This is a genomic window from Micromonospora sp. CCTCC AA 2012012 (assembly GCF_040499845.1).
In the GTDB taxonomy this organism is placed as follows: Bacteria; Actinomycetota; Actinomycetes; order Mycobacteriales; family Micromonosporaceae; genus Micromonospora; species Micromonospora mangrovi.
Window position 1 is genome coordinate 1808366 of the sequence record NZ_CP159342.1, and the last position, 13889, is coordinate 1822254.

The 13889-nt window shown below is 73.0% G+C and carries 14 protein-coding genes and 1 riboswitch; of the genes, 11 read left to right on the plus strand and 3 right to left on the minus strand.

Annotation, left to right across the window (positions count from 1 at the left end; genetic code table 11):
• Positions 1–48 precede the first annotated feature (48 nt).
• The 5 genes from ABUL08_RS08230 (at position 49) to ABUL08_RS08250 (ending at position 4060) form a co-directional block, all read left to right on the plus strand.
• Positions 49–513, plus strand: coding sequence for a bifunctional nuclease family protein (locus ABUL08_RS08230; RefSeq protein ID WP_073833177.1), 465 nt, complete (start codon positions 49–51; stop codon positions 511–513).
• A 187-nt stretch (positions 514–700) separates the two neighbouring features.
• Entirely contained in the window at positions 701–1303 is a 603-nt protein-coding gene (locus ABUL08_RS08235) for a MerR family transcriptional regulator (RefSeq protein WP_350936105.1), read from the plus strand.
• Between the two features lie 488 nt (positions 1304–1791).
• Entirely contained in the window at positions 1792–2190 is a 399-nt protein-coding gene (locus tag ABUL08_RS08240) for a group I truncated hemoglobin (protein WP_350936107.1), read from the plus strand.
• Between the two features lie 2 nt (positions 2191–2192).
• Positions 2193–3371 (plus strand): globin domain-containing protein, encoded by a 1179-nt coding sequence (locus tag ABUL08_RS08245; protein WP_350936109.1) that lies wholly within the window; start codon positions 2193–2195, stop codon positions 3369–3371.
• The gene (locus ABUL08_RS08250) at positions 3368–4060 is read left to right on the plus strand and encodes a DivIVA domain-containing protein (protein ID WP_350936112.1); all 693 of its coding nucleotides are present in this window, start codon (positions 3368–3370) and stop codon (positions 4058–4060) included. The genes ABUL08_RS08245 and ABUL08_RS08250 overlap by 4 nt, the downstream gene beginning before the upstream one ends.
• A gap of 37 nt (positions 4061–4097) precedes the next feature.
• Here the strand turns inward: ABUL08_RS08250 and ABUL08_RS08255 are convergent, their stop codons facing one another.
• A complete protein-coding gene (locus tag ABUL08_RS08255; protein WP_350936114.1) occupies positions 4098–4763 on the minus strand; it encodes an NAD(P)H-binding protein in 666 nt (221 codons plus the stop codon).
• A 197-nt stretch (positions 4764–4960) separates the two neighbouring features.
• Here ABUL08_RS08255 and ABUL08_RS08260 point away from each other — a divergent pair, with 197 nt between their 5' ends.
• Both ABUL08_RS08260 and gcvP read left to right on the plus strand, forming a co-directional pair.
• Positions 4961–5851, plus strand: a complete 891-nt coding sequence (locus ABUL08_RS08260; RefSeq protein ID WP_350936116.1) for an NAD-dependent protein deacetylase — start codon at positions 4961–4963, stop codon at positions 5849–5851.
• Positions 5852–5907: 56 nt separating this feature from the next.
• Positions 5908–6006: riboswitch (glycine riboswitch) on the plus strand.
• 71 nt (positions 6007–6077) lie between these two features.
• On the plus strand, positions 6078–8900 hold the full coding sequence (gcvP, locus tag ABUL08_RS08265) for an aminomethyl-transferring glycine dehydrogenase (protein WP_350936118.1): 2823 nt from the start codon (positions 6078–6080) through the stop codon (positions 8898–8900).
• A gap of 113 nt (positions 8901–9013) precedes the next feature.
• Here gcvP and ABUL08_RS08270 read toward each other — a convergent pair whose 3' ends face one another.
• Positions 9014–9214, minus strand: a complete 201-nt coding sequence (locus ABUL08_RS08270; RefSeq protein WP_088962150.1) for a DUF5999 family protein — start codon at positions 9212–9214, stop codon at positions 9014–9016.
• Positions 9215–9337: 123 nt separating this feature from the next.
• Between ABUL08_RS08270 and ABUL08_RS08275 the strand changes: the two genes are divergently transcribed.
• Positions 9338–10534: a chorismate-binding protein gene (locus ABUL08_RS08275; protein ID WP_350936120.1), complete on the plus strand. Its 1197-nt coding sequence runs from the start codon at positions 9338–9340 to the stop codon at positions 10532–10534.
• Positions 10535–10605: 71 nt separating this feature from the next.
• Positions 10606–11583, plus strand: coding sequence for an AraC-like ligand-binding domain-containing protein (locus ABUL08_RS08280; protein WP_350936121.1), 978 nt, complete (start codon positions 10606–10608; stop codon positions 11581–11583).
• A 6-nt stretch (positions 11584–11589) separates the two neighbouring features.
• Here ABUL08_RS08280 and pip read toward each other — a convergent pair whose 3' ends face one another.
• On the minus strand, positions 11590–12537 hold the full coding sequence (gene pip / locus ABUL08_RS08285; protein ID WP_350936123.1) for a prolyl aminopeptidase: 948 nt from the start codon (positions 12535–12537) through the stop codon (positions 11590–11592).
• 51 nt (positions 12538–12588) lie between these two features.
• Between pip and ABUL08_RS08290 the strand changes: the two genes are divergently transcribed.
• The gene (locus ABUL08_RS08290) at positions 12589–13095 is read left to right on the plus strand and encodes a MarR family winged helix-turn-helix transcriptional regulator (protein WP_350936124.1); all 507 of its coding nucleotides are present in this window, start codon (positions 12589–12591) and stop codon (positions 13093–13095) included.
• Entirely contained in the window at positions 13092–13886 is a 795-nt protein-coding gene (locus ABUL08_RS08295; protein ID WP_350936126.1) for a TetR/AcrR family transcriptional regulator, read from the plus strand. The genes ABUL08_RS08290 and ABUL08_RS08295 overlap by 4 nt, the downstream gene beginning before the upstream one ends.
• Positions 13887–13889: the final 3 nt, after the last annotated feature.

Genomic DNA, 13889 nt, shown 5'->3' on the forward strand with positions numbered 1-13889 from the left:
GTGCAGGGAAGGGCGCGGTGCGTAGGCGACGACGACACGGAGGCGGCGGTGCGCGAGCTGAGCGTGGTCGGAGTTCGGGTGGAGCTGCCCAGCAACCAGCCGATCGTCCTGCTGCGGGAGGTCGAGGGGGACCGCTATCTGCCGATCTGGATCGGCGCGGTCGAGGCGACGGCGATCGCTTACGAGCAGCAGGGGGTCAAGCCGGCCCGGCCGTTGACTCACGATCTTCTGCGGGATGTGTTGGCGGCGTTGCAGGCGCCGTTGCGGGCGGTGGAGATCACCGAGTTGAAGGAGAACGTCTTCTACGCCGATCTGTTGATCGGGGACGGTGTGCGGGTGTCCGCGCGGCCGAGCGATTCCATTGCGTTGGCGTTGCGGGTCGGTGCTCCGATTCGTTGTGCTGAGCAGGTCCTCAGTGAGGCGGGGATCGTGATTCCTGATGAGCAGGAGGACGAGGTGGAGAAGTTCCGGGAGTTCCTGGAGCAGGTGCGTCCGGAGGACTTCGCGGGCTGAGCCCGGTTGTCGGCCCGTCGTCACTGTGGGTGGCGGCCTGGTCGCGTTGATGATCTTTCGTCTGGTGGCGCGGCGTGTCGCGTCCGTTCCTGCGTGGTTACGCTTCGGGGCGGCGATAGTCTTGGCCGTGTCGAGGGGTGCACGTCGGTGGAACGATGTGTGACCGCACGGGCGGGGAGGTTGTCCGATGCAGGAGCCGCGAGATCCCGATCCGGGTTCGGAGCAGCAGCGGGCTGGTGTGCCGGTGCCGGGTGCGGATGACGACGGGGCGGTGGGCTACCGGGGTGTGACGGCGTGTCACGCGGTGGGCATCAGTTACCGGCAGTTGGACTACTGGGCGCGGACGGCGTTGGTGGTGCCGAGTGTGCGGGACGCGTCGGGTTCGGGGACGTCCCGGTTGTATTCGTTCCGCGATCTGGTGGTGTTGAAGGTCGTGAAGCGGTTGTTGGATGCGGGGGTGTCCCTGCAGAACATCCGTAAGGCGATCGAGGCGCTGCGGTCGCGTGGGGTGGAGGACCTGGCGGGGATCACGTTGATCTCGGACGGGACGACGGTGTACGAGTGCCGTTCCCCGGAGGAGGTGGTGGACCTGTTGCAGGGTGGTCAGGGGGTCTTCGGCATCGCGATCGGTGGTGCGTTCAAGGAGATCCAGGGTTCGTTGTCGCATCTGCCGGCGGAGTCGGTGTCGGGTGGCGGGCAGGAGCCGGTGGGGTCGTCGCCGGTGCCGGAGGTGTCGGAGTCGGTGGGGGACGAGTTGGCGGCGCGTCGGGCGCGTCGGCGGGCGGGCTGAGTCTGGTCGTCGGGTGTCGACACGCCCGGGTGGTGTAGCGGATCGCGTCGTGGCTGAGGCCCGGCGCGATCTGTCGTTGGTGACCGGGGGTGGTCCGATGTGGAGGTCGGGCCGGTGGGGGTGGGTCCGGCGGACGGGACCGGTGTGGTGGTTCCGGTCGGGTCGGGTGTCTGTGGTGGTCATGCCGGTGGTGCCGCGGTGGGCGGGGGGCCGGTGCGCAGGGGTGCCGGGGCGGGGTGTCACGTGCGCGGCGGACACCCCGTCGACACGGAATGTGATTGCCTTGCCGCTTGCCGTGCGTGGCCTGATGACTGTCCGTGATGGATGGTTGTCGGGAATCCGATAGGGGGGCCGTGACCCGCCCGATGCGACACGCTATGGTCCGACACGGTCGCTGTCGCGTGGAAGGTCACAGCACACCGGGTGACGCACGCCGGCTGCCCGCTGCGGCGCGTGCCGCGGTGACCCCTCCTGCGGAAGGAACACCTGTGACGGTCACGCAAGACACCACTCCCGTCTCCCACTACGAGCGCATCGGTGGCGCCGGCTCCGTCAAGGCGGCGGTGGAGCTGTTCTATGACAAGGTGCTCGCCGATCCGGAGCTGGCCGGCTACTTCACGAACGTGAACATGGCCGAGCAGCGTCGGCACCTGGCGTTGATGATGACGGTGGTGTTGGGCGGCCCGGACGAGTACGCCGGTCGTGGCCTGGCCGAGGCGCACCAGCCGCTGGGGATCCCGGTGGCGCACTACGTCATGGTGGGTGAGCACCTGACGGCGACGCTGGCGGAGCTGGGTGTGCCGGCGGATGTCATCGACCACGTGCGGACGGTGCTGGGTCAGGTGCAGGACCAGGTCGTGGCCTCCGGGACCGGGCCGGACGCCTGAGCGTGGACGCGGCACGGCTCAAGCAGAGCTGGTCCCTGGTCGCCGCGCACGGCGACCAGGTGCCGCTCTACTTCTATTCGACGTTGTTCCTGGCTCATCCGGAGACCCGGCAGATGTTCCCGACGAACATGGCGGGGCAGCGGGACCGGCTGGTCAGCGCGTTGGGGCACATCGTGTCCCACGTGGACCAGCTGGACCGGTTGACGGCTTTCCTCCAGGATCTGGGCGCCGATCACCGCAAGTTCGCGGTGCGGGCGGAGCACTACCCGGCGGTCGGTGAGGCGCTGCTGGCGACGTTGCAGCATTTCCTCGGTGAGGTGTGGACGGACGAGCTGGCCCAGGAGTGGACGGCGGCGTACGGGCTGATCGCGCAGGTGATGACGGAAGCGGCGCAGGCGGCGGAGGCGGTGAACCCGCCGTGGTGGGTGGCCGAGATCGTCGGGCATGAGCGGCGGGCGTTCGACGTGGCGGTGTTGACGTTGCGCCCGCAGTACCTGTTGCCGTTCACGCCGGGTCAGTCGATCGGGGTGTCGCATCCGGCGGTGCGGTCGTGGCGGTACTACTCGCCGGCGAACGCGCCGCGGGCGGACGGCACGGTGGAGTTGCACGTGCGGGCGGCGCCGGGGGGTGCGGTGTCGTCGCGGTTGGTGTACGGGTCGGCGGTGGGGGACCAGATCAACCTGTCGGCGCCGGTGGGGGACCGGTTGACGTTGTGGTCGGCGGGGTCGTCGGATCTGCTGTTGTTGGCCAGCGGCACCGGCTGGGCGCCGGTGAAGGCGTTGGTGGAGCAGGTCGCGGCGGAGGGCGCGCGGCGGAAGGTGGACCTCTACCTGGGGGCGCGTTCGCGCAGCGAGTTCTATGACACCGACGCGGTCGACAAGTTGGCGTCGTCGTCGCCGTGGTTGTCGGTGACGTACGTGGTGGGGGCGGACTTCCGGCGGCCGGGTGAGGTGACGTATCCGGTGGACCGGGCGTTGGCGGATGGGGACTGGCGGTCGCGGCACGTGTACGTGTGCGGCTCGGACGAGATGGTCGGGTATTCCCTGTCGGTGTTGTCGCAGGCCGGTTTCCACGCGGGTCAACTGCACCACGAGGGGCTGGGGAAGCACTGGTACGGGCCGGCGTGGCGCACCGCGGTGCCGCGGGCGTCGGCGACCGACGATTCCGGAGGTGTGCGGTGAGCGCGACGCCGATCAGCAGGTACGACGGCATGCAGGTCTCCGGCGGTGTGCAGGTGCGGATGACCGCCGACCGGGTGCGCCGGTGGGAGTTCGGCGGCACGTCGTTCACCCGCCGCGGGTACGACCAGAACGACGTGGACCGGTTCCGGGTGCAGGTGGCCGACGAGTTGGATCTGTTGTCGGCGCAGATCTCGCACCTGCGGGCGGAGAACGAGCGGTTGACCGACCGGGTGGAGTTGCACCGGCACGGGGTCATTCCTTCTGCCGGGCCGGCGTCGAACCTGCCGGCGGCGAAGGAGGTGAACCTGCTGTCGGCGGCGCAGCGGGAGGCGGAACAGATCATCGCGCAGGCCCACGACTACGCCCGTCGGGTCGCGGAGTACGCCCGGGTGCAGTACGAGAGCTACATGCGGGCGGCGGAGGAGGAGGCGAAGCAGGAGGCCGAGCGGGCGGTGCAGGAGTACCGCGCCAGCGCGGGCCCCAGTTTCGACGACTCGGTGGCGACGCGGGAGGCGTTGCGGATCTTCGGCGAGATGATGATGTCGCACATGCGGGCGGCGGCCCGGCACCTGGACGACGGCAGTGAGCAGTTGGCGCGGACGATGGACCGGCTCGCGTCGGAGGCCGGCGGCGCGGCGGTGGGCGCGGGTCAGCCGCAGGTGGCGTTGCCCCGGCACCAGCAGCGCTGACCGGGTGGGGGTGGGCGGTCCGCCGGGGTGCGGGCCGTCACCCCCGCCGGGTGGCGACGGCGTGGACGGCGTCGGCGATGGGGGTGTCACCGCTGACGAGTTCGAGGGTCTGTCCGGCGGTGGCGGGGTCGTAGAGCAGCGCGAGGAGCACCCGGGCCACGTCGGCGCGGGTGACCTGTCCCGGGGTGACGTGGCGGGCGAGTTCGACGCGTCCGGCGGGTTCGTCGTCGGTGAGCCGGCCGGGGCGCAGCACGGTGACGTCGAGGTCCCGGCCGGTGACGTCGTCCTCGGCGGCTTTCTTGGCCCGCAGGTACGCCGCCCACACCTCGTCGGTGCCGGGGCTGGGCGGGGAGTCGACGCCCATGGAGGAGACCAGCAGGTAGCGGCGTACGCCGGCGGCCTGGGCGGCGTCGGCGAGCAGCACGGCGGCGGCCCGGTCGACGGTGTCCTTGCGGTCGGCGCCGCTGCCGGGGCCGGCGCCGGCGGCGAAGACGACCGCGTCGGCGTCGGTGAGGTGCCCGGCGACGGTGGTGACGTCGCTGGTTTCCAGGTCGCAGACGACGGGGTGGGCGCCGGCGGCGCGCAGCGCGGCCGCGTGGTCGGGGTTGCGGATCAGGCCGACGGCGGTGTCGCCGCGTCCGGCGAGTTCCCGTTCCAGCAGTTTGGCGATCTTGCCGTGGCCTCCGGCGATGACGACGCGCATGGGCCCAACCTAGCCGCCGGGACGGCCCGGCGCGCCGCCGACGACGACTTCCCTCACCGTCGCGGCACCCCGGCCGAAGGTGGCGGGCCCGCGGACCGGTGAGCGGCGCCCCCCCGCCCGGGGTGGTGGGAGGCCACGGACCGGTGAGCGGCGTCACGGGCGTGGCGGCGGGGTTCGCGGCGAGGCAGCATGGACGGGTGACGGACACCTTCGACGCGTTGACGGACCTGGTGGCGCCGGGCGGGGTGGTGGTGCTCAGCGGGGCCGGGTTGTCCACCGAGTCGGGCATCCCGGACTACCGGGGGCCCAGCGGCGCGGCCCGCCGGCACACCCCGATGACGTTCCAGGCGTTCACCCGGGACGGGGACGCGCGGCGGCGGTACTGGGCGCGCAGCCACCTGGGGTGGCGAATGATCGCCCGGGCGGCGCCGAACGACGGGCACCGGGCGGTGGCGCGGTTGCAGGCCGCCGGTCTGGTCACCGGGGTGATCACGCAGAACGTCGACGGTCTGCACCAGGCGGCGGGCAGCGCCGGGGTGGTCGAGTTGCACGGCCGCCTGGACGAGGTGGTCTGCCTGGACTGCGGGAACCTGACGTCGCGGGAGGAGCTGGACCGGCGGTTGCGGGAGGCCAATCCGGGGTTCGACGCGCAGGTGGCGGTGGTGAACCCGGACGGTGACGTGGAGCTGCCCGACGAGGCGGTGGCCGGGTTCCGTCCGGTGGACTGCGGGATCTGCGGGACGGGCATGCTGAAACCGGACGTGGTGTTCTTCGGTGAGACGGTGCCGGCGGCCCGGGTGGCGGAGTGTTTCACGCTGGTGGAGCAGGCGCGGGCGCTACTGGTGCTTGGGTCGTCGTTGACGGTGATGTCGGGTCGCCGGTTCGTCATCCGCGCCGCGAAGCAGGGCATCCCGGTGGCGATCGTGAACCAGGGGGCGACCCGCGGCGACGGGCACGCCACCCTCACCCTGGACGTGCCGCTGGGGCGGACGCTGTCGGCGCTGGCCGACCGGGTCGCCGCGGCGGTCCCGTCGCCGGGGCGCGGCGGGGACGTGTCGGCGGCGGTGGTGGAGCCGGCGGCGGTGTAGGCCGGGGTACGACATCCGGCGGGATCGGCGGCGCTGGTAGCGTTGACCATGCCGGTACCACCCACGTGGGAGAGACCGCCCGGCAGTGCTGGGGCGGCGCCGAAGGGGCAGCTTCCTCCCCGGAACCTCTCAGGCAGAAGGACCACGTGGGCAGGCACTGTGGAGCGCCGTCGGGCGTGACTCAGGGGGAGGCCGACTTGTCGACCTCGCCCGCAGGAGCGCCCCCATGAGCACAGAGCAGTTCGCCGACCGGCACATCGGTCCCGTCGCGGACGACGAGCGCCGGATGCTGGAGGCCGTCGGTTACAGCTCGGTCGACGAGTTGATGGACGCGGCGATCCCCGAGGTGATCCGCTGGCACGGCACCCTGGACCTGCCCGCCCCGGCCAGTGAGCACGACGCGCTGGCGGAGCTGCGGGCGCTGGCGGCCCGTAACACCGTCGCGGTGTCGATGATCGGGTTGGGCTACCACGGCACGCACACCCCGGCGGTGATCCGCCGTAACGTGCTGGAGAGCCCCGCCTGGTACACGGCGTACACGCCGTATCAGCCGGAGATCAGCCAGGGTCGGCTGGAGGCGCTGCTGAACTTCCAGACCATGGTGACCGACCTGACCGGGTTGGCGACGGCGAACGCGTCGATGCTCGACGAGGGCACCGCCGCGGCGGAGGCGATGACCCTCGCCCGCCGCGCATCCAAGGTCAAGAGTCCGGTGTACGTGGTCGACGCGGACACGCTGCCGCAGACCATCGCGGTGATCACCAGCCGGGCCGAGCCGCTCGGCATCGACGTGCGGGTGCTCGACGTGGAGCGCGACGAGCTGCCGGGGGAGTTCTTCGGTCTGCACCTGCAGTACCCGGGCGCGTCGGGCGCGGTGCGGGACCACCGGCCGCTGGTGGAGGCGGCGCACCGCGTCGGTGCGCTGGTGACCGTGGCGGCGGACCTGCTGGCGTTGACGCTGCTGCGTCCGCCGGGGGAGATCGGCGTGGACATCGCCGCAGGCACCACCCAGCGGTTCGGTGTGCCGATGGGGTTCGGTGGGCCGCACGCCGGCTACCTGGCGGTGCGGTCGGGTCTGGAGCGGATGCTGCCGGGCCGGCTGGTGGGCGTGTCGAAGGACGCGGACGGCGCGGCGGCGTACCGGCTGGCGTTGCAGACGCGGGAGCAGCACATCCGGCGGGAGAAGGCGACCAGCAACATCTGCACCGCGCAGGTGCTGCTGGCGGTGATGGCCGGCATGTACGCCGTGTACCACGGGCCGGACGGGTTGCGGCGCATCGCGGGGCGTACCCGGGGCATGGCGGCGCGGCTCGCGGCGGGGTTGCGCGCCGGTGGCGTGCGGGTCGCGGACGTCGCGTTCTTCGACACCGTCACCGCGGTAGTGCCGGGTCGGGCGGCCGAGGTGGTCGCGGCCGCCGCGCAGCGGAACGTGAACCTGCGGCTGGTCGACGCCGACCGGGTCGGCATCTCCTGCGACGAGACCACCACCGGCGGGCACCTGGCGGCGGTGTGGGCGGCGTTCGGCGTCGACGGCGTCGACGGTGACGTCGAGTCCGCGTTGCCGGAGGCGTTGGTGCGTACGTCGGACTTCCTGACCCACCCGGTGTTCCGCAGCCACCACTCGGAGACGGCGATGCTGCGGTACCTGCGGCGGTTGTCGGACTTCGACTACGCCCTGGACCGGGGCATGATCCCGCTGGGGTCGTGCACGATGAAGCTGAACGCCACCACCGAGATGGAGCCGGTGAGCTGGCCGGAGTTCGCGCACATCCACCCGTTCGCGCCGGCGGCGCAGACGGCCGGGTACCGGGACATGATCGCGCAGCTGGAGGGGTGGCTGGCGGAGGTGACCGGCTACGACGCGGTCAGCGTGCAGCCGAACGCCGGTTCCCAGGGTGAGCTGGCGGGGCTGCTGGCGATCCGGGCGTACCACAAGGGGCGTGGTGAGGGGCACCGGGACGTGTGTCTGATCCCGTCGTCGGCGCACGGCACCAACGCGGCGTCGGCGGTGATGGCGGGCATGCGGGTCGTGGTGGTGGCCTGCGACGACGACGGCAACGTCGACCTGGTCGACCTCGACACGAAGATCGACAAGCATCGCGACGCCCTCGCGGCGATCATGGTGACGTACCCGTCGACGCACGGGGTGTACGAGACGGGCATCGCGTCGCTGTGCGCGAAGGTCCACGACGCCGGCGGTCAGGTGTACGTCGACGGGGCGAACCTGAACGCGCTGGTCGGGTTCGCGAAGCCGGGGAAGTTCGGGGCGGACGTGTCGCACCTGAACCTGCACAAGACGTTCTGCATCCCGCACGGTGGTGGCGGGCCGGGGGTGGGTCCGGTGGCGGTGCGGGCGCACCTGGCGCCGTACCTGCCCGGTGATCCCCTCGCGGCGCACGCCGACGAGCGGCCGGCGATCTCGGCGGCGAACCACGGGTCGGCGGGGATCCTGCCGATCCCGTGGGCGTACCTGCGGATGATGGGCGCGTCGGGGCTGACCCGGGCGACGGGGGTGGCGGTGCTGGCGGCGAACTACGTGGCGGCGCGGCTGCGGGGGCACTTCCCGGTGCTGTACGCCGGCAACAAGGGCCTGGTGGCGCACGAGTGCATCCTCGACCTGCGGCCGCTGACCCGGTCCACCGGGGTGACGGTGGACGACGTGGCGAAGCGGCTGATCGACTACGGCTTCCACGCCCCGACGATGTCGTTCCCGGTGGCGGGGACGCTGATGGTGGAGCCGACCGAGAGTGAGGACCTGGCCGAGCTGGACCGGTTCTGCGACGCGATGATCGCGATCCGGGCGGAGATCGACAAGGTGGGCTCGGGTGAGTGGCCGGCCGGGGACAATCCCCTGGCGAACGCCCCGCACACGGCGGCGATGGTGTCGGCCGACGAGTGGCCGCACCCGTACCCGCGGTCGGTGGGCGCGTACCCGGGCGGCACGGACCGGGCGGGGAAGTACTGGCCGCCGGTGCGGCGCATCGACGGCGCGTACGGCGACCGGAACCTGGTGTGTTCGTGTCCGGCGCCGGAGGCGTTCGAGAGCTGAGGCGGCACGCCGGGGCGGTCGTGGTGCCGCCCCGGCCGGTCGACCTGGGGAGGGCGGTCCCCGGACGGGGGACTAGCCTGGGTCGAACGGGTCAGGCACGCAGCGTGATTGCCTCAGGCCACGAGGGCGTGTCGGGCGGGGCCGCGGTGCGGGGCGATGGTGCTGCCGTCGGGGAGCAGTTCGCCGGTGTCCTCAAAGACGATGACACCGTTGCAGAGCAGGCTCCAGCCCTGCTCACGGAAGCAGGCGATGACCCGGGCGGCTTCGCGGTCGGTCGCCTCGGCGGAGGGGCAGGTGGGTTGGTGCTGGCACATCGGGTTCTCCGGACTGTGGGGGCACTGTGTCATGGTTCACATGACCAGTGACGCACAGTACCAAGCGGAACCGCGCCGTATCGAGCAGCCATCCGTCATGTTCACCGGAAATCCACTGAACGGATGAGGAAGAATGGGCCAGACGGCGTGGAAACGCTCCCACACGCGCTGATCGACGTACCGGCCGCTCCCGCGGGCTGCCGTGGCCGGCTCGTCGAGCGGGCCCGGCTGCAGTGGTGGCCGGCCGACGGCGGCGACCCGGCCGCCCTGGCGCAGGAGTTCCTGGTCACGCACGGTGTCGACGTGACCGACCTGGGCCGCCCCGCCCGGCACGACCCCGACGGCGTCTGCGGCGCCGCCTTCTACCTCTCCGCCGCGGCGGGCGCTCTGGCCGTCGGCGCGCCACCCGGCCCGCCCAGCCCCGTGCCCGCCCTGCCCGAGCTGGTCGTCGTCGTCTACGGGCACGCCGCGCGGGCCGCCCACCCCGGCCCCGTCGGCCGTGACCCGGGCTGGTGGCTGGGGGACTGGCGGGACAGCTGGACCCCCCGGCGGCACGCCGAGGCCGTCGAGGCGGTCCGCGCCGCCATCGGCCGCGGCGACGTCTATCAGGTCAACGTGGTCGGGCACGCCGCCGCCGCGTACAGCGGGGACCCCCGACCGGCCCTCGCGCGCCTCGGCGCCCTGCCCGGCGCCCGCTACGGCGGCACCCTCACCGGCCTCGGCTGGGCGATCGGCTGCGCCTCCCCGGAGACCCTCGTCGAGGTCACCGACGGACGGCTGGTCACCCGGCCGATCAAGGGCACCCGGCCGGCGACCCCCGCCGGGCGGCGCGAGCTGCTCGCCTCCACCAAGGAACGCGCCGAACACGTCATGATCGTCGACCTGGAGCGCAACGACCTGGCCCGGGTGGCCCGCACCGGCACCGTCCGGGTCGACGAGCTGTTCGCCGTACGCCGGTGGTGTGACCTGTGGCAGGCCGAGTCGACGGTCTCCGCGGCGGTCGGGGACGGTCTGGGCCTGGCCGACCTGCTGCGGGCGGTCTGCCCGGGCGGCTCGGTCACCGGCGCCCCGAAACGCGCCGCGCTGCACGAGATCGCCGCGCGGGAACCCGTCGGGCGGGGCGCCGGCATGGGCGCGCTCGGCTGGATCGCCCCCGGCCGGATCGACCTCGGGCTGACCATCCGCACCGTGGCCGCCGACACCGAACAGCTGCACGTGTGGGCCGGCGGCGGCATCACCTGGGACAGCGACCCGACCGCCGAGGTCGCCGAGGCCGCCGCGAAGGCCGCGCCGCTGCGCGCGCTGCTCGCCGCAAGCTGAATGTCGGGTGCCGACCGTGCCGCCACCTGCCACAATGGATTGATCATGACGGGGGTGGAGGCGAGGCGGGAGTGCTACCGAATCAGGTCGTCGACACCACGCTGGTGCCGGCGGCGCAGCGCTTCGACTTCTGGCACGCGTTGGTCGCGCAGGAGACCGCGCCCGCCCACATCAGCAGCCCACACCTGCACGACTTCCGCGCCTACGCCCGGGCCGTCGACCTGGACCGGATCACCCTGACCGCGCTGCGCTACCCCTCGCTGGACACCATCCGGCCGGCCACCCTGGTCCGCCGGCACGAGGCGGACGTCTACCTGGTGGCGCTGCCGGTGGCCGGGCGCAGCGCGCTGGTCCAGGACCGGCAGGAGGTGCAGCTGAGCGAGGCGTCGGAGTTCACCTTCCTGGACGCCTCCCGCCCGCACGTGGCAAGCCACCGGGCGACCGGACCGGAACCGCTGGACAACCTCACGGTGCAGATCCCGCACCACGAGCTGCCCCTGCCGCCGGACCGGGTGCGCCGGCTGCTCGCCGCGCGGCTGCGCGCCGACCGGGGGATGGGCGCGCTGCTGGCCCAGCACGTGCGTCGCATCGCCCGGCACCCCGAGCAGTACGCCCCCACCGACGCGCCGGTGCTGGCGCGGGTGACGCTGGACCTGGTGTCGGCGACCCTGGCGCAGCACCTCGGCCGCAGCGGTGACCTGCCGGTCGAGGTGCGCCAGAACGCCCTGCGCGCCCGCGTCGACGCGTTCATCGACCGGCACCTCGGCGACGCGGCGCTGACCCCGGCGACGGTGGCCGCCGCGCACCACCTGTCGCTGCGCTCCCTGCACCGGCTCTTCGCCGACGGCGACCTGACCGTGGCGGCCACGATCCGCTCGCGGCGGCTGGACCGCTGCCGCCGCGACCTGGCCGACCCGCTGCTGGCCGAGCTGTCGGTGCGGGCCGTCGCCGCCCGGTGGGGCTTCGCCGACCAGGCGCACTTCAGTCGGGCGTTCCGTGCCGCGTACGGGTGCTCGCCGCGCGCCTGGCGCGACGCCGCCCGGCGGTGAGGCGGGTCAGGCCCGCGCGAAGGAGTCCAACGCCGCCACGACCCGTTCGGTCATCCCGTGCCCGGTGCCGTGGCCGCCGCCCTCGACGATCTCCAGCCGGGCGTCCGGCCAGCCCTGGGTGAGCTGCCACGCGATGTCCGGTGGGCCGCTGACGTCGAGGCGGCCCTGCACCAGCACGCCCGGGATGCCGGCGAGCCGGCCGGCATCGCGCAGCAGCTGCCCGTCGGGCAGGAACCCGCGGTGGGCGAAGTAGTGGGTGACCAGCCGGGCGAACCCGTACCGGAACACCGGGTCGGCGAACCGGGGGCTGGGCCGGTGCCCGCCGGCGAGTGAGACGTGTACGTCCTCCCAGTCGCACCAGTCGCGGGCGGCCCGCTCCCGCACCCGCGGGTCCGGATCGTTCACCAGGCGGGCGTACGCGGCGGACAGGTCACCGTCGCGGTCGGCCTCGGGCACGCCGGCGCGGAAGCGGGCCCACTCGGCGGGGAAGATCCGCCCCATGTCCCGGGTGAGCCACTCGATCTCCCGGTCGGTGTTCGCCACCACGCTGAACAGCATCAGCGCGGTGACCCGCGCCGGGTGCCGCTGGGCGTACGCCAGGGCGAGCGAGGAACCCCAGGACGCGCCGTGCAGCAGCCACCGGTCGATGCCCAGGTGCGCGCGCAGCAGCTCCATGTCGGCCAGCAGGTGTGCGGTGGTGTTCGTGGCCAGGTCGACGGTCGGGTCGGCGGCCGACGGGGTGCTGCGGCCGCAGCCGCGCTGGTCGAACAGGACGATCCGGTAGGCGGTCGGGTCGAAGTGCCGACGCCAGCCGGGGGTGGCGCCCGAGCCGGGGCCGCCGTGCACCACCAGCGCGGGCCGGCCGTCGGGATTGCCGCAGGTCTCCCAGTAGAGGCGCTGCCCGTCGCCGACGTCGAGCATCCCGTGGTCGTACGGCTCGATCGGTGGATACATCGCGCTCCCTCCCGCACCCCCGAATGCAACAGCGCTGTTACATTAGCCGACGTGACCGGACCACCCGACCGCGCGGCGCTGGGCACCCTGCTGCGCCACGTCCTCGACCTGCTCGACGGCGACGTCGCCGCCGTCCAGGCCGACCTCGGCCTCACCGACTACCGGCCCCGCTTCTCACCCCTGGTACGGGTGCTCGTCGCCGACGGGCCGCTGCCCATCCGGGACCTCGCCACCCGGGTCGGCGTCACCCACTCCGCCGCCAGCCAGACCGTCGCCCAGATGCACCGCGCCGGACTGGTCACCCTCACCCCCGGCCGGGACGCCCGACAGCGCGTCGTCACCCTCACCGACCGGGCACACACCCTGTTGCCCGCCATCGAGGCCGAATGGGCGGCCACCACCACCGCCATGCGGCAACTCGACACCGAACTGCCCGTGCCGCTGGCTGACGAGCTGTCCGCCGTCCTGGCCGCACTGCGCCGCCGGCCGCTGCGCGCCCGCATCGCCGACACCGGCCTCGCCGTACGCCGTACGGGCGACGGTAGGGTCGGCGGGTGACCATCGAGTACAGCGGCACCGGCGACCCGGCCCGCAGCCTCGCCCTGCTCTGGCGTACCCGGGAACGGCCCAGCCGCCGCGGCGGCGACCTCACCGTCGCCCGGATCGTGCACGCGGCCATCGAGGTCGCCGACGCCGAAGGACTCGCCGCGCTGTCCATGCGCCGCGTCGCCGAACGCCTCGGCGTCGGCACCATGTCCCTCTACACCCACGTACCCGGCAAGGGCGAACTGCTCGACGTCATGCTCGACACCGTCCACGGCGAAACCGCCCGCCCCGACGACGTGCCCGGCGGCTGGCGCGGCCGGCTCACCCAGATCGCCCGCGAGAACTTCGCGCTCCACCTGCGCCACCCGTGGCTGCTCCAGATCGCCACCACCCGCCCACCCCTGGGCCCCCAGGTCACCGCCAAGTACGAGTACGAACTGCGCGCCGTCGACGGCATCGGCCTCACCGACCTGGAGATGGACTCCGTCGTCACCCTCGTCACCAGCCACGTCCACGGCGCCGTACGCGGCGCGGTCGAGGCCGCCCAGGCCGCCCAACGCACCGGCATGACCGACGCGCAGTGGTGGCAGGCCCACGCCCCCTACCTGGAGAAGGTCCTCGACCCCCGACGCTTCCCCCTCGCCGCCCGCGTCGGCACCACCGCCGGGCAGGAGTACCAGGCCGCCGCCGACCCCCACCGGGCGTTCGAGTTCGGCCTCGCGCGGATCCTCGACGGCATCGAGGTCCTCGTCCGCGACCGCGACACGACGACCGGACACACCGAACCCGCGACGGACCGATAACCT

What these genes read in the sequence shown, in the direction of transcription:
- ABUL08_RS08255 (WP_350936114.1), bottom strand. Translation starts at nt 4,763, where the DNA reads ATGCGCGTCGTCATCGCCGGAGGCCACGGCAAGATCGCCAAACTGCTG.
- ABUL08_RS08270 (WP_088962150.1), bottom strand. Translation starts at nt 9,214, where the DNA reads ATGTGCCAGCACCAACCCACCTGCCCCTCCGCCGAGGCGACCGACCGC.
- ABUL08_RS08235 (WP_350936105.1), top strand. Translation starts at nt 701, where the DNA reads ATGCAGGAGCCGCGAGATCCCGATCCGGGTTCGGAGCAGCAGCGGGCT.
- pip (WP_350936123.1), bottom strand. Translation starts at nt 12,537, where the DNA reads ATGTATCCACCGATCGAGCCGTACGACCACGGGATGCTCGACGTCGGC.
- gcvP (WP_350936118.1), top strand. Translation starts at nt 6,078, where the DNA reads ATGAGCACAGAGCAGTTCGCCGACCGGCACATCGGTCCCGTCGCGGAC.
- ABUL08_RS08275 (WP_350936120.1), top strand. Translation starts at nt 9,338, where the DNA reads ATGAGGAAGAATGGGCCAGACGGCGTGGAAACGCTCCCACACGCGCTG.